Annotated in this window: 20 protein-coding genes; 7 read left to right on the top strand and 13 right to left on the bottom strand. The window is 71.0% G+C overall.

All coding sequences use genetic code 11. The features are described 5' to 3' along the window. The 4 genes from Psi02_RS25635 to rimP all read right to left on the bottom strand — a co-directional run. Positions 1-984: translation initiation factor IF-2 N-terminal domain-containing protein (locus Psi02_RS25635; RefSeq protein ID WP_203978198.1), on the bottom strand; the 984-nt coding region annotated here is incomplete at its 3' end. Between the two features lie 203 nt (positions 985-1,187). Next, the gene (locus Psi02_RS25630) at positions 1,188-1,475 is read right to left on the bottom strand and encodes a YlxR family protein (protein WP_203978197.1); all 288 of its coding nucleotides are present in this window, start codon (positions 1,473-1,475) and stop codon (positions 1,188-1,190) included. Beyond that, on the bottom strand, positions 1,459-2,448 hold the full coding sequence (gene nusA / locus Psi02_RS25625; RefSeq protein ID WP_203957141.1) for a transcription termination factor NusA: 990 nt from the start codon (positions 2,446-2,448) through the stop codon (positions 1,459-1,461). The genes Psi02_RS25630 and nusA overlap by 17 nt, the downstream gene beginning before the upstream one ends. A gap of 22 nt (positions 2,449-2,470) precedes the next feature. Continuing rightward, positions 2,471-2,995, bottom strand: coding sequence for a ribosome maturation factor RimP (gene rimP / locus Psi02_RS25620; protein ID WP_203978196.1), 525 nt, complete (start codon positions 2,993-2,995; stop codon positions 2,471-2,473). Between the two features lie 157 nt (positions 2,996-3,152). Between rimP and Psi02_RS25615 the strand changes: the two genes are divergently transcribed. Beyond that, positions 3,153-3,650, top strand: a complete 498-nt coding sequence (locus tag Psi02_RS25615) for a hypothetical protein (RefSeq protein ID WP_203978195.1) — start codon at positions 3,153-3,155, stop codon at positions 3,648-3,650. Then, positions 3,643-4,200 carry a ferritin-like domain-containing protein gene (locus Psi02_RS25610; RefSeq protein WP_203978194.1) on the top strand — a complete coding sequence of 186 codons (558 nt, stop codon included), beginning with the start codon at positions 3,643-3,645 and terminating at the stop codon, positions 4,198-4,200. The genes Psi02_RS25615 and Psi02_RS25610 overlap by 8 nt, the downstream gene beginning before the upstream one ends. A gap of 22 nt (positions 4,201-4,222) precedes the next feature. Here the strand turns inward: Psi02_RS25610 and Psi02_RS25605 are convergent, their stop codons facing one another. Next, positions 4,223-5,965, bottom strand: coding sequence for a proline--tRNA ligase (locus Psi02_RS25605; protein ID WP_203978193.1), 1,743 nt, complete (start codon positions 5,963-5,965; stop codon positions 4,223-4,225). 248 nt (positions 5,966-6,213) lie between these two features. Further along, positions 6,214-6,702 carry a hypothetical protein gene (locus Psi02_RS25600; protein ID WP_239095148.1) on the bottom strand — a complete coding sequence of 163 codons (489 nt, stop codon included), beginning with the start codon at positions 6,700-6,702 and terminating at the stop codon, positions 6,214-6,216. 616 nt (positions 6,703-7,318) lie between these two features. On the opposite strand from Psi02_RS25600, the gene Psi02_RS25595 reads away from it, so the two are divergent. Both Psi02_RS25595 and Psi02_RS25590 read left to right on the top strand, forming a co-directional pair. Continuing rightward, positions 7,319-8,689 (top strand): FAD-dependent oxidoreductase, encoded by a 1,371-nt coding sequence (locus tag Psi02_RS25595; protein ID WP_239095147.1) that lies wholly within the window; start codon positions 7,319-7,321, stop codon positions 8,687-8,689. A gap of 95 nt (positions 8,690-8,784) precedes the next feature. Continuing rightward, on the top strand, positions 8,785-9,963 hold the full coding sequence (locus tag Psi02_RS25590; protein ID WP_203978192.1) for a DUF6986 family protein: 1,179 nt from the start codon (positions 8,785-8,787) through the stop codon (positions 9,961-9,963). A 64-nt stretch (positions 9,964-10,027) separates the two neighbouring features. Here the strand turns inward: Psi02_RS25590 and Psi02_RS25585 are convergent, their stop codons facing one another. The 3 genes from Psi02_RS25585 to Psi02_RS25575 form a co-directional block, all read right to left on the bottom strand. Continuing rightward, positions 10,028-10,708, bottom strand: a complete 681-nt coding sequence (locus tag Psi02_RS25585) for a copper homeostasis protein CutC (RefSeq protein ID WP_203978191.1) — start codon at positions 10,706-10,708, stop codon at positions 10,028-10,030. Positions 10,709-10,760: 52 nt separating this feature from the next. Continuing rightward, a complete protein-coding gene (locus tag Psi02_RS25580) occupies positions 10,761-11,351 on the bottom strand; it encodes a GNAT family N-acetyltransferase (RefSeq protein WP_203978190.1) in 591 nt (196 codons plus the stop codon). 186 nt (positions 11,352-11,537) lie between these two features. Further along, entirely contained in the window at positions 11,538-12,290 is a 753-nt protein-coding gene (locus tag Psi02_RS25575) for a GntR family transcriptional regulator (RefSeq protein ID WP_203978189.1), read from the bottom strand. Here Psi02_RS25575 and Psi02_RS25570 point away from each other — a divergent pair. The 3 genes from Psi02_RS25570 (at position 12,278) to Psi02_RS25560 (ending at position 14,252) form a co-directional block, all read left to right on the top strand. Then, entirely contained in the window at positions 12,278-12,724 is a 447-nt protein-coding gene (locus Psi02_RS25570) for a hypothetical protein (protein ID WP_203978188.1), read from the top strand. The genes Psi02_RS25575 and Psi02_RS25570 overlap by 13 nt on opposite strands. A gap of 241 nt (positions 12,725-12,965) precedes the next feature. Further along, positions 12,966-13,727 carry an SDR family oxidoreductase gene (locus tag Psi02_RS25565; protein WP_203957154.1) on the top strand — a complete coding sequence of 254 codons (762 nt, stop codon included), beginning with the start codon at positions 12,966-12,968 and terminating at the stop codon, positions 13,725-13,727. Positions 13,728-13,778: 51 nt separating this feature from the next. Beyond that, the gene (locus Psi02_RS25560) at positions 13,779-14,252 is read left to right on the top strand and encodes a TIGR00725 family protein (protein WP_203978187.1); all 474 of its coding nucleotides are present in this window, start codon (positions 13,779-13,781) and stop codon (positions 14,250-14,252) included. Between the two features lie 125 nt (positions 14,253-14,377). Here the strand turns inward: Psi02_RS25560 and Psi02_RS25555 are convergent, their stop codons facing one another. The 4 genes from Psi02_RS25555 to Psi02_RS25540 all read right to left on the bottom strand — a co-directional run bounded on the left by Psi02_RS25555 (position 14,378) and on the right by Psi02_RS25540 (position 19,414). After that, on the bottom strand, positions 14,378-15,493 hold the full coding sequence (locus tag Psi02_RS25555) for a winged helix DNA-binding domain-containing protein (protein WP_203978186.1): 1,116 nt from the start codon (positions 15,491-15,493) through the stop codon (positions 14,378-14,380). Between the two features lie 83 nt (positions 15,494-15,576). Next, positions 15,577-16,401 (bottom strand): ATP-grasp domain-containing protein, encoded by an 825-nt coding sequence (locus Psi02_RS25550; RefSeq protein ID WP_203978185.1) that lies wholly within the window; start codon positions 16,399-16,401, stop codon positions 15,577-15,579. A 66-nt stretch (positions 16,402-16,467) separates the two neighbouring features. Beyond that, complete coding sequence (locus Psi02_RS25545) at positions 16,468-17,955, bottom strand: glycoside hydrolase family 3 protein (RefSeq protein ID WP_203978184.1); 1,488 nt, start codon at positions 17,953-17,955, stop codon at positions 16,468-16,470. Positions 17,956-18,037: 82 nt separating this feature from the next. After that, positions 18,038-19,414 carry an alkaline phosphatase D family protein gene (locus Psi02_RS25540; protein WP_203978183.1) on the bottom strand — a complete coding sequence of 459 codons (1,377 nt, stop codon included), beginning with the start codon at positions 19,412-19,414 and terminating at the stop codon, positions 18,038-18,040. Positions 19,415-19,445: the final 31 nt, after the last annotated feature.

Below are 19,445 nucleotides of genomic sequence, written 5' to 3'. Positions count from 1 at the left end.
GCCACCGGCGGGACGGCCCTGCGGCATCATCATCGGGTTGGGACGCGGACCACCGGGGCGAGGACCACCGGCGCCGGGACCCGGGCGAGGACCGCCCGCGCCGGGACCGGGACGGGGGCCACCGGGACCGGGACGAGGACCGCCCGCGCCGGGAGCGCCCGTACGGGCACCCGGCGGACGCGGCATCGCTCCGTCGCGGCCGCCGTCACGACGCGGCTCGCGAGGGCCGCGATCTCCGCGGTCGCCACGATCGGGCCGGTCGGTCCGCTCGGGACGCTCGGCGCCGTCGCGGCTGCCGGGACGCGCAGGACGCTGACCCATGCCGCTGGCGGTCGAGGAGAAGGGGTTGTTGCCCGGACGCGGGCCACGGGGACCCGGCTTGGGACCACCGGGACGCGGAGCGCCTCCGGAGGGCGCACCCGGGGCCGCCGGCGCGCTCGACGCGGGCCGGGGAGCCGGGGCCGGTCGCGGACCGGGCTTCGGCGCTCCGGGACCGGCGGGCCTGCCGCCGGACGCCGCCGGACGCTGGGCCTGGGCCGGAGGACGGGTGACCTCGGGACGCGCCACTTCAGGCTGACGCACCACTTCAGGCTGGTGCGTCACCTCGGGCTGAGGAGCCGGCTGGGCCGGCTGCGTCGGATGGGGCATGGGAACCGGACGCGGCGCAGGCCGCGGACCCGGCTTGGGGCCCGGCTTCGCCACCGCGTCGGCCGACGGGGAAACGGGCGCCGACGGGGCGCCACCGGCCAGGCTCTCGGCCGGCCTCGGCGCGGGCCTCGGCTGCGCCGGACGCGGGGACGGCTTGCCGCCACCCCGGGAGGCGTCGCCCTTGCCGAACGCCTCTGTTAGCTTGCGGACGACCGGCGCCTCTATCGTTGAAGACGCCGACCTCACGAACTCGCCCATCTCGGTGAGCTTGGCCATCACGACCTTGCTCTCTACCCCGAACTCCTTGGCGAGCTCGTACACACGGACCTTCGCCACTGCACTCCCTAACTCGGCCCGGGAGGCTCGCAGTGCCGCCGGACCGTCGCTACCTGGACATACTCATCGCCGCGTGCTCATCAGGCGCTCATAGCAATCTGACTCCGCCCATTCAACTCGGCGTCCTTACATGACAGTTCTTCGTACGTCGGCCCCGGGCCGAATTCAGGGGCCAGCGGTAACCATTCACCCGGGGCTTACCCCTAGTCAAGCCCCTCAAGGTGAGCACGCAGACGCGCCACATCGAGCGCTCCCTGCGCGCGAAACGCGCGAGAGAACGCCCGGCGGCGTTCGGCGAGCTCCAGACAACCCGAAGACGGATGCAACGAAGCACCACGTCCCGGAAGCCGTCCTCGTAGGTCGGGGACGATGACGCCATCGACCACTACCAGGCGGAGCAACTCGGACTTTACCGTGCGAACCCGGCACCCCACACACGTTCTCAGTGGGGCAGCCTGGTCACCGCTTTCCAGCTTACCTTGCCGAGGCATCGGCGGGATCAGCCGGTACCTCCTGAGCATCCGACCGGATGTCGATGCGCCATCCGGTCAGACGCGCGGCGAGGCGGGCGTTCTGGCCCTCTTTGCCGATGGCCAGCGACAGCTGGTAGTCGGGCACGGTCACCCGTGCCACCCGGCCGTCCAGATCGATGACCTCGACCCGCGAAACACGTGCCGGCGAGAGCGCATTCCCGACGAAGTCGGCCGGATCGTCCGACCAGTCGATGATGTCGATCTTCTCGCCGTGCAGCTCGGTCATCACGTTCCGCACGCGGGAACCCATCGGACCGATGCAGGCGCCCTTGGCGTTCACACCGGCCTTCCTGGACCTCACTGCGATCTTCGTGCGGTGGCCTGCCTCGCGCGCGATGGCCGCTATCTCCACCGTGCCGTCGGCGATCTCCGGGACCTCCAGGGCGAAGAGCTTCTTCACCAGGTTCGGGTGGGTTCGCGACAGGGTCACCGAGGGACCCTTCGGCCCCTTCTTCACCTGCACGACGTAGCAGCGGATGCGCTCGCCGTGGGTGTACTCCTCACCGGGGACCTGCTCGTTGTGCGGGAGGATGGCCTCGATCTTGCCGAGGTCGACCAGCACGACGCGCGGATCCTTGCCCTGCTGGATGATGCCGGCGACCAGCTCACCCTCGCGGCTGGCGAACTCGCCGAAGTTGATCTCGTCTTCCGCGTCGCGCAACTGCTGGAGGATGACCTGCTTGGCCGTCGTGGCCGCGATCCGGCTGAAGTTGCCCGGAGTGTCGTCGAACTCCCTGGCGACCTCGCCGCCTTCGTCGAGCTCGGCCGCCCAGATCGTCACGTGTCCCGAGACTCGGTCGAGCTCGGCACGCGCCTTCTGCGCCGCGCCCTCCGTGCGGAAGTAAGCGATCAGCAACGCGTCCTCGATCGCCTTGACGACCAGGTCGAAGGAGATGTCCTTCTCCCGCTCCAGGCTGCGCAGGACGCTCATGTCAATGTCCACAAGGTTCCCCCTAGCCCTCGTCGTCGATGTCGTCGTCGCCGAGGTCGTCCAGATCGTCGTCCGCGCCGTCGTCGAGATCGGCGCCTGAGCGGCTGAACTCGACCTGCACGCGGCCTCTGACCAGTTCCTCGAACCCGAGGCGGCGCGTCCCGTCCAGCTCGACGCCGGAATCGTCCGCGCCGGTCACGCGGCCTTCGGCCGACGTGCCGTCCTTCAGGTCCGCCTTGACCAGACGGCCGGTCGCGCGCCTCCAGTGGCGCGGCTCCGTGAGCGGGCGGTCGACTCCAGGGGAGGTGACCTCCAGGACATAGGGCCCTGTGCCCAGGGCGTCCGTCGCGTCGAGCTCCTTGGAGATCGACAGGCTGACGTCGGCCACGTCGTCGAGGCTCACGCCGCCGTCGCGGTCGACCACCACACGCACCAGCCTGCGCTTGCCCGCCGGAGTGACCGTCACGTCCTCGAGATCGAAACCGTCGGCGGCGATCACCGGGCCGAGCAGTTCCGCAAGGCGGTCGCGTCGAGCACCGTTGCCCATACCGACCTCCCATTTGTTCGTTTGACTCGCCCGATGTGCCAACAGCCTATCGACACTATGGGACGGAAAGAGCGCCACACCCGGCGGCCGCCCGACACTGGCACGACATCCGAACGAAGCGGTGACCACTGGGCGGCGCGCCGTACGATGCTGTGTCGTGGAGCACACAAGCGGGGGACACCTCACGAGGCGCGCCCTGCTGGGCACGACGGTGTCCGGGTTGATCGTCTCCGGCTGCTCATCCCTCTCCTCCGGGCCGCCCGAGCGGAAACCGGTGGATCCCCAGGTCGCGCTGCTGGGATCGCTCATCGCGGCGAAGGAGCAGATGATCGCGCTCTACCAGCGGGGGACGCTTTCCGGGGATGCGACGGCCACCGCGCTCGAGCCGTTCCAGGAGCGTCACGCCGCCCATCTGGCGGCCTTCCGCAAGCTGCTCCCGCCGGACGCCGCGTCGAGCCCGTCCCCGGCGGGGACCCCGTCGCCGGCCCCGACATCCGCGGTATCGGTCAAGAAACTGCGTGACGCGGAACGCAAGGCGGCGGCCGGGAGGCCCGCCCAGATGGCGACCGCGTCTCCCGCGCTCGCCCAACTGCTGGCCAGCGTGGGCGCCTGTGAGGCCGTGCACGTGATGGCGCTGGGGAGGCTCCGTGGCTGACGCGCTCGCCAAGGCCCTGTCCGCCGAGCACGCGGCGGTCTACGCGTACGGGGTGATCGGCGCCAGGACGTCGGGAAGGCTCCGCACCCGGGCGACGGCGGGATTCGACGCCCACCGGGCGCGCCGCGACCAGCTGCGCTCGCTGATCACCCAGGGCGGCGGTTCCCCCGCCGAGCCGGGCCCGACCTACCAACTGCCGTTCGAGGTCTCGTCCTCGTCCGACGCGGCCCGCCTCGCCGTGCTGGTGGAGCAGCGGCTCACCACCGCCTATCTCGAACTGGCCGCCGACCCGGACGCCTCGGTGCGCCGCGTGGCCGCGCTGGCCGCACAGGAATGCGCCACCCGTGCGTACGGCTGGCAGCCCGCGATCGCGGCGTTCCCCGGGATGCCGGGGCAGACGGCCTCGCCCGCGCAGTCGAACGACGCGAGCGAGACCACAGACGTAACGACGGACGAAACGACGGAGGAGCCCACAGACGAGACCACGGACGCGACCACCGAGACAATCGATCCCACGTCGTTCGCCTCGGAGCCGTCCGCCGCCCAGTGAGGCGGCGCGATCAGGGGCGCGATCAGGCCTGAGCGGCCGCCAGGACGCGGTCCACGGCCTCCGCGAGCGGGATCTCCTCCTTGGTCCCCGCCGCACGGTCGCGCAGCTCCACGACGCCCTGGGCGAGCCCGCGCCCGACGATCAGGACGGTGGGCAGCCCGAGCAGCTCGGAGTCCTTGAACTTCACGCCCGGCGACACCCCGGCGCGGTCGTCGACGAGGACCCGCAGACCGCGCGACTCCAGCGTCTCCGCGAGCTGGGCGGCCACCTCGATCTGGTTCTCCTTGCCGGTCCCGACGATGTGCACGTCGGCGGGGGCGATCTCACGGGGCCACACGAGGCCGAGCTCATCGTGCCTCTGCTCGGTGATCACGGCCACCGCACGCGAGACGCCCACGCCGTACGAGCCCATGGTGATCCGGATCGGCTTGCCGTCGGGCCCGAGCGCGTCGAGTCCCGCCGCGTCGGCGTACTTGCGGCCGAGCTGGAAGATGTGGCCGATCTCGATGCCGCGGTCGATCGACAGGGGGTGGCCGCAGCGCGGGCAGGCGTCCCCGGCCCTGACCTCGGCCGCCTCGATCGTGCCGTCGGCCTCGAAGTCGCGCCCCGCGACCACGTGGGCGGCGTGCTTGCCGGGCTGGTTGGCGCCGGTGACCCACGCCGAGCCCTCGACCACGCGGGGGTCGACCAGATAGCGGATCCCGAGCGACTTGAGGACCTGCGGGCCGATGTAGCCGCGCACCAGACCGGGGTGACGGGCGAAGTCCTCCGCCTCGAAGATCTCCGGCACGCCGGGCGCGAGGAAGGCCTCCAGCCGCTTGAAGTCGATCTCGCGGTCGCCGGGAACGCCGATGATCAGCGTCTCGAGCTTGTCCGATCCCGGTGTGCGGACCTTGACCACGATGTTCTTCAAGGTGTCCGCCGCGGTGATCCCGAGGCCGAAGTGCTCGTTGACGTGGTCGACGAGGGTCTCGATGGTGGGCGTGTTCGGCGTGTCGAGCACCCGGACGGCGGGCTGCTCGGTCCGGACGACGGGCGGCGGGGTGGTGACCACGGCCTCGGCGTTGGCCGCGTAGTCGCAGTTGCGGCAGGCCACGAACGTGTCCTCGCCCGTGGGTGCCGTGGCGAGGAACTCCTCCGAGGCCGACCCTCCCATGGCGCCCGACATGGCGAAGACGACGCGGTAGTCGATGCCGAGCCGGTCGAAGATCCGGATGTAGGCCTCGCGGTGCATCTCGTAGGAGCGCTTGAGCCCGTCGTCGTCGAGGTCGAAGGAGTAGGAGTCCTTCATGACGAACTCGCGCCCGCGCAGGATGCCGGCCCGGGGGCGGGCCTCGTCGCGGTACTTCGTCTGGATCTGGTAGAGGGTCACCGGATAGTCCTTATAGGAGGAGTACTCCCCCTTGACCATGTCGGTGAACATCTCCTCATGGGTCGGCCCGAGGAGGTAGTCGGCGCCCTTGCGGTCCTTCAGGCGGAACAGCGTGTCGCCGTACTCCGTCCAGCGACCGGTCGCCTCGTAGTAGTCGCGGGGCAGCAGCGCGGGGAAGAGCACCTCCTGGGCGCCGATCCGGTTCATCTCCTCGCGGACGACCCGGGCTACGTTCTCCAGGACGATCTTGCCGAGGGGCAGCCAGGAGTAGATTCCGGGGGCGACCCTGCGGACGTATCCGGCGCGGACGAGCAGCTTGTGGCTCGGCACTTCCGCGTCCGCCGGATCCTCACGCAGGGTGCGCAGGAACAGGGTCGACATACGCAGCAGCACGGCTACTCCTTGCTCGTGAGAGCTCTCGAGCCGCGTCCTGCGGAAAGCTCGCGGAGACCGGCGTCTGAGAGACGACGTGAGTACGACGTGCACCAAGGGTATCCAGTCCCGGCCGCTCGGCGCCCCTGGAAAAACCTCCCACGGGACGCGTCGCGGCGCACGTCGTCCGAGCCGGTGCCGCCGGGCCTCGTGATCGCGTCCGGTCGCCGGTACGCGGGGCCCTGCCGGAGAGCCCCCGGCCCGGCCTCTCAGCCGCCGAGAAGCTCTTCCCAGTGCTGCCTCTGGGCGACGCGCCGGCCCGCGGTCACCGCGCCGTCGAGCGTCGCCGACATCCGCCACAGTCCCGGGCGCGCCCGCAGGCGGGTCATCCCGATGGGGTCGACGGCCCGCAGCACGAAGCTGACGCCCATCACGTCGAGCGTGGCCATGGAGGCCGTGACGAGACCGGCCGGGCCGGCCAGCGAGCCGGCGAACCCCGGCTCCTGGACGCGTTCCACCAGCAGCGCCGCCACCTCGGAGGCGTTCGGCCCGTCACGCCACTCGATGTGCCAGGAGTGGTCGCTCCCCCGCCACCAGGCGAGGTCACGGCAGGCCTCGAGCATCTCGGCCTCGCCCGCCAGTACGGCCATGACCCGGCCTAATGCCTCGTATCGCCGTGCGTTCGGCGTCCGGGCGTCGTCACGATCAAGGCTCGCGTGCGCCCCGATCGCATCCCGCCCCCCGCGGAGTCCCGTCATGTCTGGGAGGGTTTCATCATTCGGCCGCCTCGTCCCGGAGTTGCCGTCTTTTGGGCTGCGGCAGGAGTTCTCGTGGTCTGCGCCGCGCCCGGCCCGGACGGTGCGCGCCGGGCCGGGCCCGAGGACGAACCGCACGTCCGCGCCCTCCGTTCGCACCGTGTTCCGTACGGCGGAGCACGGCACCGCACAGGAAAGGGCCCGCCGGAACGGAAAAGTCGCGACCGGAACCGTCTTTTCCGGTCGCCGCCGAGGGCGGGCGGTCATTTCCCCTAGGTAAATGAATGACGTCCTTTATTGAAATGGCACATCATTTGCCCGGAAATTTCATCTTATTGCCCCGACCGCGGTCGAACGTGATACTCACCGCGTGCGTCCTTTCCGGGCAACAGCATGGAGGAGAGCCGATGGGCGAGCGGATCTGGAGACGCCGGCACGGGGAGGCCGCAGCCGGTGACGCGCCTGGACGGCACCGCAGGCCGGTGACGACCGCGCCCGCGCGAGCCGGCCCGGGAACCCGGGACACGGGTCTCAGGACATGGGCCCCCGGACACGGGGACCCGAGCGGACACGGCGCCGGACAGGTCGCGCGCCCAGGTTCTGGCCCGGAGGGGTGCCGATGATTGAGAATCACGGTGAGGACGTCTGCACAGTGGAGGCCAGGATGGCGTTGCGTGTGGCGGTCGTCGGATCGGGTCCGGCCGGGATCTACACGGCGGAAGCGCTGACCAAGCAGGCCCAGGGGCCTGTCGAGATCGACGTGCTCGAGCGTCTGCCGACGCCCTACGGGCTCGTCCGGTACGGCGTGGCCCCCGATCACACGTCGATCAAGTCGATCGCGGGTTACCTCCGCCGCGTGCTGGAGGCGCCGGGCGTCCGTTTCCTGGGCGGCGTCGAATTCGGCTCCGACGTGTCGGCGGACGACCTGCTGTCCTGCTACGACGCCGTCGTCTACTGCACGGGCGCCATGGTGGACAGGCGCCTCGGCGTGCCCGGCGAGGACCTCCCGGGAAGCGTCGCCGCGACCGACTTCGTCAATTGGTACTGCGGGCATCCCGACGTGCCACCGGACACCTTCTCCCTCGACGCCGAGGACGTGGTGGTCATCGGGGTCGGGAACGTCGCGGTCGACGTGGTCCGCGTGCTCGCCAAGGGGGCCGAGGAGCTGCGCGACACCGACGTCCCCGACGAGGTCCTGCGACGCCTGGAGGCCTCGCGGGTCCGGCGGATCCACATGGTCGGCCGGCGCGGACCGGAACACGCCAAGTTCACCCTCAAGGAGCTGCGCGAGCTCGGCGAGCTGATCAACGCCGACGTCCTCACCTTCCCCCACGAGGTGGAGGTCGGGGACCTCACCACGCTGTCGCGCCAGACCCGGGGGAACGTGGACGTCCTCCGGTCGTGGTCCGAGCGCGTGCCCGCGAACCGGCCGAGGCGGCTGGAGGTGCGCTTCTGGCTGCGCCCGGTCGAGATCCTCGGCGTCTCCCGCGTCGAGGGCATCCGGCTGGAGCGCACGCGCCTGCAGGACGGCCGGGTCGTGGGGACGAACGAGTTCGAGACCATCCCGGCCGACATGGTGATGCGGTCGGTCGGCTACCAGAGCGTCGCGCTGGCCGGGGTGCCCTTCGACAGCACCTCGATGACCGTGCCCAACGTGGCGGGCAAGGTGTCGGACCGGCAGTACGTGGCGGGCTGGCTCAAGCGGGGGCCCACCGGGGTCATCGGGACCAACAAGTCCGACGCCGCGGAGACCGTCCGTACGCTGCTCGCCGACACGACGCCCGGGACGGCCCGCATCCGCCTGGACGATCTCCTGAGCGCCCGCGGCGTGACTCCCCTGACCTACCAGGACTGGCTCGCGATCGAGACCGCCGAGGCCGAGCTGGCCACGGCGCTCAAGCGGGGCGAACGCGTCAAGCTGGTCGGCCGCCCCGCCATGCTCGCCGCCTGCGGCCGGGTCACCCATCCCGCGCAGGACGCCACGCCCTGAGCCGGGATTTCAGGACGGCCTCGCGAGCCCCTGCCGGTGACCGGCCCGCCTCGCCGCCTTTCCCCGATGGCGGCCGTCTCTGCGAGGATCGGGCCATGGACACGACGCTGGCCGAGCCGGACGAGTCGCTCGAGGGATTCGCCGAGGCTCATCGCGAGCAACTGGAGCGCTATCCGGCACAGGAGATCGCCTGGCAGCCGGTGCACACGGTCTACGTGCCCGCCGACCGGGTGACGCCGGGGATCGTGGCCGACTGGCGGCACGCCGCGATGGAACTGCTGCACCGGCACGTCTTCGCGCCCACCGAGCTGGCTTCGCTGTTCGGTCTCGACCTCGACCTCGCGACGCCCGTCCACGACCGGCTGAGGAAGAAGCTCGCCGCGGAGCCGATCGAGGACCTGCGGATCGACTTCGAGGACGGCTACGGCCTCCGGCCGTGGGACGAGGAGGACCTCCACGTCGAGAGCGCCGCCGCGGCGGTCGCGGCGATGCACGAGGAGGGCACGCTGCCCCGGCGCTGGGGACTGCGGGTCAAGTCCTTCGCCGACGGAGACCCGCGCCGGTCGATCCGCACGCTGGACGGCTTCCTGACCGAAGTCCTGAAGCGGACGGGAGAGCTGCCCGCCGGGTTCGTCGTGACCTTCCCCAAGGTCCTCGTCGAGGCCTATCTCGGGCAGTTCGCCCGGTGCCTGGAGGCGCTGGAGGAGGCCCTGCGCCTCGGCCGCGGCACGCTCAGGTTCGAGATGCAGGTGGAGGCGCCGCAGACCGTGCTGTTCCTCCAGCGGACCGCCGATCTGGTCCCCTCGCTGGGCGGACGGCTGGCCGCCGCGCACTTCGGGGTGTTCGACTACACCGCCTCGATCGGCCTGCCGCCGCACGAGCAGCGGCTCGACCACCCCGCCTGCGACCATGCCCGGCACGTCATGCAGACGGCGCTGGCCGGCACCGGCGTGGAGCTCTCGGACGGTTCGCTGGCGGCGGCTCCGGCCTCCGACTCGGCCGAGGACGTCGGCGCGCTTCTCCAGCGCCATTCCGCCCAGGTTCGCCACTCGCTGGCGCACGGCTACTACCAGGGCTGGGACATGCACCCGTCCCATCTCATCAGCCGGTTCGCGACCGTCTACGCCTTCCACTACAGGTGCTACGAGGCCTACGCGGAGCGGGTCCGCGCGTGGGAGGACCGGCGCGCCGCCGAGGGGGGCGTGCTGGACGAACCCGCGACGATCAGGACCCTGGTCTCGGCCCTCGCCCGCGCCGAACACGCGCTGTCCTGACCCGCGTCTCCTCGCGCACGCTCACGCGGCGGCGGGATTCCCGCCGCCGTGCCCGCGGGTGATCTCAGGCGAGGTCCACGAGTTCCCGCCACGCGCGCACGCGCGCCGGGTCGACGGGCAGGCTCCACGACTCCCGTACGGCGCTGCCGACGTGGAATGCCCTGATGCCGTAATTGAGCAGCACCGGGACGTGCTCGGTCCTGAGCCCTCCCCCGGCGAGCGTGAGCGGGCCGTCCCCCGCCTCGGCCCTGGCCCGTAAGACCGCCAGGCCGTCACCCACGCCGTCGGGCGAGCCCGCCGTGAGCACGGTGGCGAGGTTGGGCAGGAGCCGTACGGCGCGCCAGGCCGCCCGGACGTCGGCCGCGTGGTCCACGGCCCGGTGGAACGTCCACGGCAGCGGCGCGACGGCGTGGATCAGCGCCTCCGTGGCGTCCAGGTCCACAGAACCGTCGCCGGTGAGGAACCCGAAGACGAATCCGGCCGCGCCCGCCTCGGACAGTTCCTTGACGTCACGGCGCAGCCGGTCCAGTTCCCCGGGCGTCACGCCGAAACCCGCGTTGCGGCGCAGCATGACCATCTGCGGCAGGCCGCACTCCGCGGCGATCGCCGCCACGGTGTCCGCCGAGGGGGTGAGCCCGTCGGAGCTCATGTCGGCCACGATCTCCAGGCGGTCCGCACCGCCTTCCTCGGCGGCCACCGCGTCGCGCACGTCCAGCGCGATCACTTCCAGGAGAGATCCGGTCATGATGCGAACAGTATCGGGTCCCTTTGCGACGCCGTACGGCATCCGCCCCTGTTCAGGCCCGGATCAACTCCTTGTGAGCATCGATGTCAAGGACGTGGCCGTATCCCGCCTCGCGGGCGGGGCGCTCGAAGAGCGCACCTGAGGCGCGGTGCGGCAGATCCACCGTGCGCACGTGGCGGAACCCGAACCTGCGGTAGTAGGCCTGCAACCGGGGGTTGTCCTTGGCGCAGTCGAGACGCAGCCAGCGCCGGCCCTCCTCGGCGGCACGGCCCGCGGCCCAGTCCAGCAGCATCTCGCCGAGCCCCTGTCCCGAGTAGGCCCTGCTGACGGCGAGCTTGTGCACGTACAGGGCGTCACCCGGCCGGTCGTGCCTCGTCCAGAACTCCGGGTCGGCGTGGCCGTCCAGCGCCATGGTCGCGGCGGGAACGGGATCGCTCCCGTCGTCCAGGAGGTACATCGTGCCCTGCTCGATGAGGGGCTCGATCCGCGCGGCGGGGAAGCCTCCGTCGGGCCACTGGTGCACTCCGGCGGCGTTCAGCCACTTCGCCGCCTCGGCGAGGAGAGTGAGCACGGTCGGGAGATCGCCCGGCGTGGCGCGACGGAGCGTGAGTTCGACCGGCAGATCGAGGGTGTTCGTGGGCATGAGAGAGTCCTTCCGGTGCTGAGCGAGTTGATGTGAACACGAAGAGTGACGACCGCACGCCGCACGGCGGCCGCGTCAGCGAAAGGCGGGAAGCAGCGTCAGGGTGCCCGAGCGTTGCGCGGTGATCGCTCGCGGCGGGCGCACAGCCAGAGACGACCCCTCCGGCGAGGGGTCATCCGTGTTTCGTCAATGACGTTCCAGCTCGTATCTGATCAGGTGCTTGTCGGCGGGGAGAACCGACACGGCGACGCGCACCGGCGTATCGCCCGAGTCATATCCAACTCGGACATAAACGACAACTGGCGTACCCGGTTCCAGCTGAAGTTGCAATGCTTCATCCGGAGTCGGCATACGTGCCGAAATGTCGTCAACAGCTCGGACTTGGGGATGTCCGAGCTCCGCCAGTACGCGGTTGGCCCCGCGCTTGATGTCCCCCGGCCTCGCGATCTCCGAGTCTCCGACGAGATCGAGCGGGAAATACGAGTCATACGTGTTGTACGGCTGGCCGTCCACGAAACGGAGACGGCGGCGGACGACGGCGAGGGAGTCGTCGCCCAGGGCGAGACGGGTGGAGACGTCCTCCGGGGGTTTGACGATCGAGACCTCGATGTTCTGATCGGCTCTGCGGCCCTCCGAGGTGACCGCGTGAACGAACGAGTCGAAACGGGGCTCACTCTGGTCGAGCGGGAGGAACTCGTCCTGGGGACGCATGAGAAGGGGCCGGCGCTCGCGTACGAACGTTCCTCGCCGGCGCATCCGGAGGATGAGACCCTCGTTCTCCAGCTCGCCCAGTGCCAGCCGTACCGTGTTGCGGCTGACGCCGTGCGCTTCCATGAGGTCGGTCTCGGTCGGAATCTGGTCGCCTGGCGCGAGATCGCCCGTATAGATGGCGCGGCGTACTTCGGCGGCCACCTGTTGGTAGAGCGATGATCGTGCCATCTTTCCTCAATCTACCCTTTTGTTCCAACAAATCTAGACGATCTCGGTCTGCCGGGGAACAACCCCTTGACCTGACCCCGCTGGGCCGCGCATTATCCAAACGTTGGTACAAATCCATCAAATGGGGGTGGGAGCCGGTGCTAGCGGTCCGCGCGGGTACGCCGTACTTGCCCTGGCGCGATCCCGGCGAGGCGACCCGTTTGCTTCGCTACGCCCTGCACCGGCAGGGATTCACCCACACCTACCAGAGCAATGGGAACGGCATGTCCGTGCTGTCGGTATCTGCCGAACTGACCGTCTGGTGCAAGAACGGATGCTTTGTGTGGAGCGAAGGTGATCTGGTGGTCACCCATCCGTCCGACGATCCCGACGGCGCGACACGCCTGATCATGCGGCATTACCGCGTGCCGGAGCAGCAGTCGGACGACGGCTGATCCCCCCTGAACTCCGCGCGACAAGCGAGGCTTCGACCCCAACCCTCGCCGGGGTCGAAGCCTCCCGCCGGGGAGGTGCGCGTCCTGGCGGGTCCCCCACGCCCGCCAGGACGCGTCGCCATCTCGGCGACGCGTCCCCCTCTCGCCGGCCTCCACGCCCCCGGCGGACACGACCGCCCCGCCACGGGAACGCCGCCGAGGTCGTCCTGGCACGGGACCGACCGGTCGGTATGCTTCGGCCATGACTCTGTTCTCGGTGGAAGGCAAGACGGTCGTCGTCACCGGCGGCTCCCGCGGGATCGGCAAGATGATCGCGGCCGGTTTCCTCGACGCGGGCGCGACGGTCTACATCTCCTCGCGCAAGAAGGACGAACTCGAGGCCACGGCGGCCGAGCTCGGATGCCATGCCGTACAGGCCGACCTGTCGGGACCCGAGGGCGTGGAGACGCTCGTCGAGGCCGTGTCGGCTCGCGAGGACCGGCTCGACGTGCTGGTCAACAACGCCGGAGCGAGCTGGGGCGCCCCGCTTGAGGAGTATCCCGAGCACGCCTTCGACAAGCTCTGGAACATCAACGTCAAGGGGATCTTCTTCCTGACCAGGCGGTTCCTTCCCCTGCTCAGGGCGTCCGCGTCGGCCGACGACCCGGCCCGCGTGATCAACATCGGCTCGATCGACGGCATCCGCGTCCCCGCGATGGAGAACTACGCGTACTCGGCGGCCAAGGCGGGGGTGCACATGCTGACCCGCCATCTCGCCCACCAGCTCGCCGTGGAGTCGATCACGGTCAACGCCATCGCACCGGGGCCGTTCGAGTCGAAGATGATGGCGTTCGTCCTCGACGACCCGGGAACGCGCTCGCTCGTCGAGAACTCGGTGCCGCTGGGGCGGATCGGCAGGCCGGACGACATGGCCGGCGCGGCCATCTTCCTGGCCTCCCGGGCCGGCGCCTACCTCACCGGCGCGGTCATCCCCGTCGACGGCGGGATCTCCACCCACGGCTGAGCCGGAACGGCCCGCCGCCTGGAGAGGAACCGACCGCCTAGGATGACCGCCATGACGCAGGTCGCGGTGTGCGGACCGGCCGACTGCACTCCCGACGAGGCGGCGGCCGCCCGGGCGGTGGGCCGCCTGCTGGCCGAGCACGGCGCGGTCGTCCTGTGCGGGGGCTACGGCGGCGTCATGGCCGCGGCCGCCGCGGGCGCCCGCCGAGCCGGAGGCGTCGTCGTCGGCATCCTCTCCGGCCGGGATCGGACGGGCTCGAGCCGCGACCTCACGATCGTGATCCCCACCGGCATGGGCGAGGCGCGCAACGCCCTCCTCGTCCGCGCCGCCGACGCGGTCATCGTGGTCGGCGGGTCATGGGGCACGTTGTCCGAGCTGGCGCTGGCCCGGCGCGGAGGCACTCCCGTGATCACTCTCGGCGGGTGGCGGATCCTCGACTCGGCCGGAGAGCCCGTTCCCGGGCCGATTCCCGCCGCCGACCCGGCCGACGCCGTGCGCCTCGCCCTGGCCCGGCTTCAGGGCTGACGGGCAGGGCCCGCACCCCCTGACCGCCCGGGACTGCCGCTGGCGTCTGCGGTGTGACCTGGCAAGGGCGAAAGTCGAGTGGTCGAGAGATGGCGTGGGTCATGTGTGCCAGGACACGCGACGGGTCACGGCCAGCGCACCTCCGGGGTGCATTCCACGAACCGCGCGTACTGCTCGAACGCCCGCTCGACCTCCGCCCGGTCGCTTCCGTGGAGCGGTACGAGCGGCTGAACGGCGATCCGCACCCGGCTTTTCGCGAGGGTGCGTTTCCAGGTGGCCACGACCCGGCCGGCGCGTACCACGGTGGACCGGAAGACCCCGTTGTTGCCGGGGATGATGGCCGCCTTGTGCTCGTCGGCGACCATGAGCGAGCGGTCCTTGTAGCCCAGCAGGTATTCGTCGAACCCCGGCAGCACGAGCACCTCGTCGTCGTCACCGGCCGGAGGAGGGGCGGTGTCGAGGAGCGTGGCGTCGAGGTACGTCTCCACCCCGTGGACGGTCACCCGGGCCAGCGCGTCGCCGGCCACGGCGATGCCGCGTTTGGCGTCGGCCGCGGTCAGGCCGGTCCAGCCCGCGAAGTCGTGCCGGGTGGTCGGCCCGCGGCCGCGGAAGTAACGCAGGGCGACGGTGCCCAGCGCCTCGTCGCGCTCTGGCCGGTGCGGGTCGGGGACCCACTCGTCGAGCAGCACGAAGCTCTGCTCATTGCCGATGTTGGGGGCGATGCACAGCAGGCCCCGCTGGCTGGCGTAGCACAGCAGGTGGTAGCCGCGCTGGCCACTGGTGTCGATGCCCTTGCCGGCCAGCACGGCCAGGCACTCCGACCGGCTCAGCCGCCCGCCGCCGGCCAGGGCCGCGCCCAGCACCTCCATGGCTTCGACAGCGGTCTCCTCCAAGAGGCCGAGTTGCTCGTGCCGCCTCGCCGCGCCGTTCAGCACCCGGACACCCATCAATTCGAGCATCCAGCGGGCGTCGCGGGACGGGACGAAATGGATGGTGCCGCGCATCGGCCACGTCCGCAGCGCCTCACGCCGCTCCAGCGCGGCGGTGACGTCGGCGGCGGTGTATCCGGGCAGTCGCGCGCCGAACGACCACAGACCGCCGGCCAGGTCTTGCGCCTGCATCGCCCCGAGCCAGGTCACCACTTCGGCCACGCCCGCCGCCCGGCCGGCGCCACCGGCCGACGCTCGTAGCAACAGGCTGGACATCCGCAGGCCGAGCACCTGTTGGGGGGTGAGTTCCACTGATTGCCGCCTCCTCGCGGTCACCGTAGCCGTCGCCGCAGCGAGCCGGGGACGGCCGCCCGGCACCCGGCCCCGGGTACGGCTCAGAGGCTGTCGGCCAGCACCCGCGCGAACAGCTCCGGCGCGTCCAGCTCGTAACGCAGGAAGAGGTACGGCTCGGCGGCCTCGAGCTCCATGAGCACCGGCTCCCCGTCGGGCATGCGGACGAGGTCGACCCGGGCGTAGAGCAGGCGCTCCCCCACCTTGCTCAGCACGAGCTCCGCCAGGGCGAACTGGTCGTCGTCGGGATCACGCAGGCGCGCCCGGTTGGCCTCGTCGATCGCGGTCTCGGTCAGCATCGGGTGACGCCGTACGGCATGGCTGAACTCGCCCCCGAAGTAGAGGAGGGACAGCTCCCCCTCGTGCTCGACCGCCTTGACGTACGGCTGCACCATGGCCGTCCTGCCCGCGCCGACGAGCTTGGCGACGTGCGCCTCGGCCAGATCCCGATCGGCGGTGCGCATCGTGTCGCGCGCGCCGGACGAGATCGCGGGCTTGACGACGTACTCCTCCCAGTGAGGAAGCTCCGCGTTCGTCCCCGGCTCGGCCCAGTGGGTGGGCACGGTCGGCACGCCCAGGCCGCGCAGGTAGGTCTTGTCGGTGTTCCATTCGAGCACGGACGCCGAGTTGAACAGCCGGGTCGCCTGCTCGACCCGCCGGGCCCAGGCCGTGAACTCGTCACGGCGCTCGATGTAGTCCCACGCCGAACGGACGACGACGGCGTCGAACGAGGACCAGTCGGCCCGGGGGTCGTCCCACGTGAGCGTCGTCCCCTCGATCCCGGCTCCCAGCCAGGCGCCCAGGAGGATCTCCCGCTCGTCGTCGAACCGCGCGACGGGATTGTCACAGGTGACGTATGCGACCTTCATCGAGTTCTCATCTCCCCGTTGTCGGCGACCATCGTACGGACTCGGGACGAGTGGGAGGAAACAGCGTCAGGCCTGGCCTGTCAGCACCTCCGCGGCGGCCTGGCCGCACACCCGGGCCGAACCGTGGGTGGCGATGTGCACCGCGCCGAGGTCCGTACGGCCGGGCAGGCCCATCTCCACGATCACGCCGTCCGGGCGGGCGGCCAGGACGCGTTCCACGAAGTCCAGCTGCCAGGCGTGGCGGTGCGCGTCGCGCACGACGATGACCAGGGGCCGGTCGGCGGCCTCGCACAGCACGCGGTCGGGGGCTCCGTCCATGGCCTCCGGCTCGCTCAATCGGGTGACCGTGGTGCCGGGCAGCAGCTTGCTCAGCGGCTCGCCCGCCCCCCACGGCATGCCCTTGTCGATGGCCAGGTTGGTCTCGGGCGCCAGTTCGACCACGTGGGAGGCCACCACCAGGGGCAGGACGGCCGGCCCGCCGGGCCTGCGGGTGACCCTGACGGCCCTGCGGGCCGCGGCGAGCCCGATCTCGTCGGGAAGCTCCGTCTCGGCCGCCGCGGCATGCCATGAGGCGAGCGCCCGCACCCGGACCGCCGCGTCGGCCAGCCGCTCCTCGGGCAGGGTGCCGTCGATGACGGCGTCGGCGACGGCGTCGCGGATGAGCTCGACCGTGGCCTCGTCGGAGTTCTCCCCGCCCACGCAGATGGAGTCCGCGCCGGCCGCGATGGCGAGCGCGCTGGCGCCGCCCAGCCCGTAGCGTCCGGCCACCGCGGCCATCTCGATGCCGTCGGTGACGATGAGCCCCTCGAAACCGAGCCGATTCCGGAGGAGGCCGGTGAGGATCTTCGGGCTGAGGGTGGCGGGGAGTTCGTCGTCGTACGCGGTCACGAGCAGGTGACCCGTCATGACCGAGCGGACGCCCTCCTGGATCGCGGCGCGAAAGGGCCACAACTCCACCTCGTCCAGCTCCTCCGCCGAGGCGGTGACCCGGGGGATGCTGTGGTGCGAGTCCACCGACGTGTCGCCGTGCCCGGGGAAGTGTTTGGCGCAGGCGGCGACCCCGGCGGACTGCAGTCCACTGACCCAGGCCGCGGTATGCCTGGCGACCAGAGCGGGGTCGGCGCCGAAGGACCGGAGGCCGATCACCGGGTTGTCCGGGTTGGAGTTGACGTCGGCCGCCGGCGCGAAGTCGATGTTCACCCCCGCCGTGCGCAGGTCGTGTCCGACGTCGCGGGCGACCTGTTCGGTCAGGGCCACGTCGTCGACCACCCCGAGCGCGTAGTTCCCCGGACGGGAGCTTCCGGTGCGTGCCTCCAGGCGGGTGACCTCGCCGGCCTCCTCGTCGATCCCGATGAGGATGTCGGCGTTCTCCGCCCGGAGGGCCGAAGTGAGGTCGGCGAGCTGCGCGGGGGTGTCGACGTTCCTGGAGAACAGGACGACTCCGGCGAGTCCGTCGGCGAGCCGCCGGCGCACCCAGTCGGGTGCCGCGGTTCCCACGAAGCCGGGCAGGAGGACCGTTTCGGCCAGACGGAGAAGGTCCGGGCTTCGCTTCATACTGTGCCCACTGGGCAGCGCTCTGGCATGCGAGAAATCTAATAGGAAACTTTCCTATTCGCCAGTCTATTGACCTCGGATTTTACAGATCGACACGTCGCAGTTTGTTCCCCTCGACCTGGAAGCGCGCGGCCGTCGACACGGAGGCGCCCGGGCGGTCCACGAAGTCGACCGCCCGGTAGTCGGCCTGGAACCGGTCGGCGGCGGCCGTGCAGAACATGTAACCGCGCCGGCCGTCGAAGAAGGCGAGGTGCGGGTTCGACTCCAGGACGGCGTCGGAGTCGACCTCACCGGGCATGCTCGTCACCGACGCGGCGGCGAACTCGACGCCGAGCGCCTTCGAATCCGGGTCGGACCAGGCGGACCGCAGGTCGCCGGCCCACGCGTTGTGGACGTCGCCGCTCAGCACCACCAGGCCGTCGGGGGCGTGCGCCAGCACGCGAGCCCTCGACTCGGGGTAGCCGTCCCAGGCGTCGGCGCCGAGCGACCCCGCGGGGAACCTCCGCGGGGCGAAGAACACCGCCTGCGCGAGCACCTTCCACCGGGCGGTCGAGGCGTCCAGCCGGTCGGTCAGCCACTGCTCCTGTTCGGGGCCGAGCATGTCCCGCCCCTCCCGGTACTGCCGCGTGTCGGCGACGACGAAGTCGACGACCCTGCCGTAGGCGCGCACGCGGTGGTTGCGCAAGTTGGCGCCCTGCGGGCGGTCGCGCAACGGCAGGTGCTCGAAGTAGGCCTTGAACGCGGCTGCCCTGCGCTTGAGGAAGGCGCCCGGGCTGCTGCCGTCACCCGGCAGCCTGCCCGAGTAGTCGTCGCGCACCTCGTGGTCGTCGGGCAGCGCGATCCACGGGGCCGCCGCGTGGGCGGCCTGCAGGTCGGCGTCCATGCGATAGCGGGCGTATCGGTCGCGGTAGGCGCCCAGCGTCCTGCACTCGGCTTCCGGCTCCAGTCTGCGCACGTAGTGCCCCGGCCCGGGATGGGCCGGCTTGCCGTACTCGTAGATGTAGTCGCCGAGGTGGATGATCACGTCGGGCACCTCGTCCGCCAGATGGCGCAGGGCCGTGAAGTATCCGTGCTCGTAACGCTGGCACGAGACGACCCCGAACCGCACGGGGTCCGCCGAGGCGGGGCCGGGGGCGGTCTTGGTGCGGCCCACCGGGCTGGTGTGATCGTCGACGGAGAAGCGGTAGAAGTACTCCGTCCCCGGCCGCAGCCCGGTGATCTCGGCGTGTACGCTGTGGGCCCAGTCGGGGTTGGCCGCCGCGGTGCCCGCCTGGACGACCCGCGCGAACGCCCGGTCCTCGGCCACCTGCCAGTGGACGGTCATCGTCTGGTTGGGCATGCCTCCCGGCCGGGTGGGATGCAGCGGCTCAGGCGCCAGACGGGTCCACAGGATCACCCCGTCGGGTAAGGGTTCTCCCGAAGCCACCCCCAGTGTGAACGGATAGCCCAGTTTCGCCATGGCTCCGATCCTGCCCTACCCGCCGTCGAGT

This window comes from Planotetraspora silvatica, from assembly GCF_016863315.1.
GTDB classification, from domain to species: Bacteria; Actinomycetota; Actinomycetes; order Streptosporangiales; family Streptosporangiaceae; genus Planotetraspora; species Planotetraspora silvatica.
This window is presented reverse-complemented; position numbering and strand designations above follow the sequence as displayed.

What these genes read in the sequence shown, in the direction of transcription:
- Psi02_RS25560 (WP_203978187.1), top strand. Translation starts at nt 13,779, where the DNA reads ATGACGCAGGTCGCGGTGTGCGGACCGGCCGACTGCACTCCCGACGAG.
- Psi02_RS25585 (WP_203978191.1), bottom strand. Translation starts at nt 10,708, where the DNA reads ATGACCGGATCTCTCCTGGAAGTGATCGCGCTGGACGTGCGCGACGCG.
- Psi02_RS25630 (WP_203978197.1), bottom strand. Translation starts at nt 1,475, where the DNA reads ATGCCTCGGCAAGGTAAGCTGGAAAGCGGTGACCAGGCTGCCCCACTG.
- Psi02_RS25565 (WP_203957154.1), top strand. Translation starts at nt 12,966, where the DNA reads ATGACTCTGTTCTCGGTGGAAGGCAAGACGGTCGTCGTCACCGGCGGC.
- rimP (WP_203978196.1), bottom strand. Translation starts at nt 2,995, where the DNA reads ATGGGCAACGGTGCTCGACGCGACCGCCTTGCGGAACTGCTCGGCCCG.
- Psi02_RS25570 (WP_203978188.1), top strand. Translation starts at nt 12,278, where the DNA reads ATGATCGTGCCATCTTTCCTCAATCTACCCTTTTGTTCCAACAAATCT.
- Psi02_RS25580 (WP_203978190.1), bottom strand. Translation starts at nt 11,351, where the DNA reads ATGCCCACGAACACCCTCGATCTGCCGGTCGAACTCACGCTCCGTCGC.
- Psi02_RS25540 (WP_203978183.1), bottom strand. Translation starts at nt 19,414, where the DNA reads ATGGCGAAACTGGGCTATCCGTTCACACTGGGGGTGGCTTCGGGAGAA.
- Psi02_RS25590 (WP_203978192.1), top strand. Translation starts at nt 8,785, where the DNA reads ATGGACACGACGCTGGCCGAGCCGGACGAGTCGCTCGAGGGATTCGCC.
- Psi02_RS25595 (WP_239095147.1), top strand. Translation starts at nt 7,319, where the DNA reads ATGATTGAGAATCACGGTGAGGACGTCTGCACAGTGGAGGCCAGGATG.
- Psi02_RS25545 (WP_203978184.1), bottom strand. Translation starts at nt 17,955, where the DNA reads ATGAAGCGAAGCCCGGACCTTCTCCGTCTGGCCGAAACGGTCCTCCTG.
- Psi02_RS25600 (WP_239095148.1), bottom strand. Translation starts at nt 6,702, where the DNA reads ATGACGGGACTCCGCGGGGGGCGGGATGCGATCGGGGCGCACGCGAGC.
- nusA (WP_203957141.1), bottom strand. Translation starts at nt 2,448, where the DNA reads ATGAGCGTCCTGCGCAGCCTGGAGCGGGAGAAGGACATCTCCTTCGAC.
- Psi02_RS25575 (WP_203978189.1), bottom strand. Translation starts at nt 12,290, where the DNA reads ATGGCACGATCATCGCTCTACCAACAGGTGGCCGCCGAAGTACGCCGC.
- Psi02_RS25550 (WP_203978185.1), bottom strand. Translation starts at nt 16,401, where the DNA reads ATGAAGGTCGCATACGTCACCTGTGACAATCCCGTCGCGCGGTTCGAC.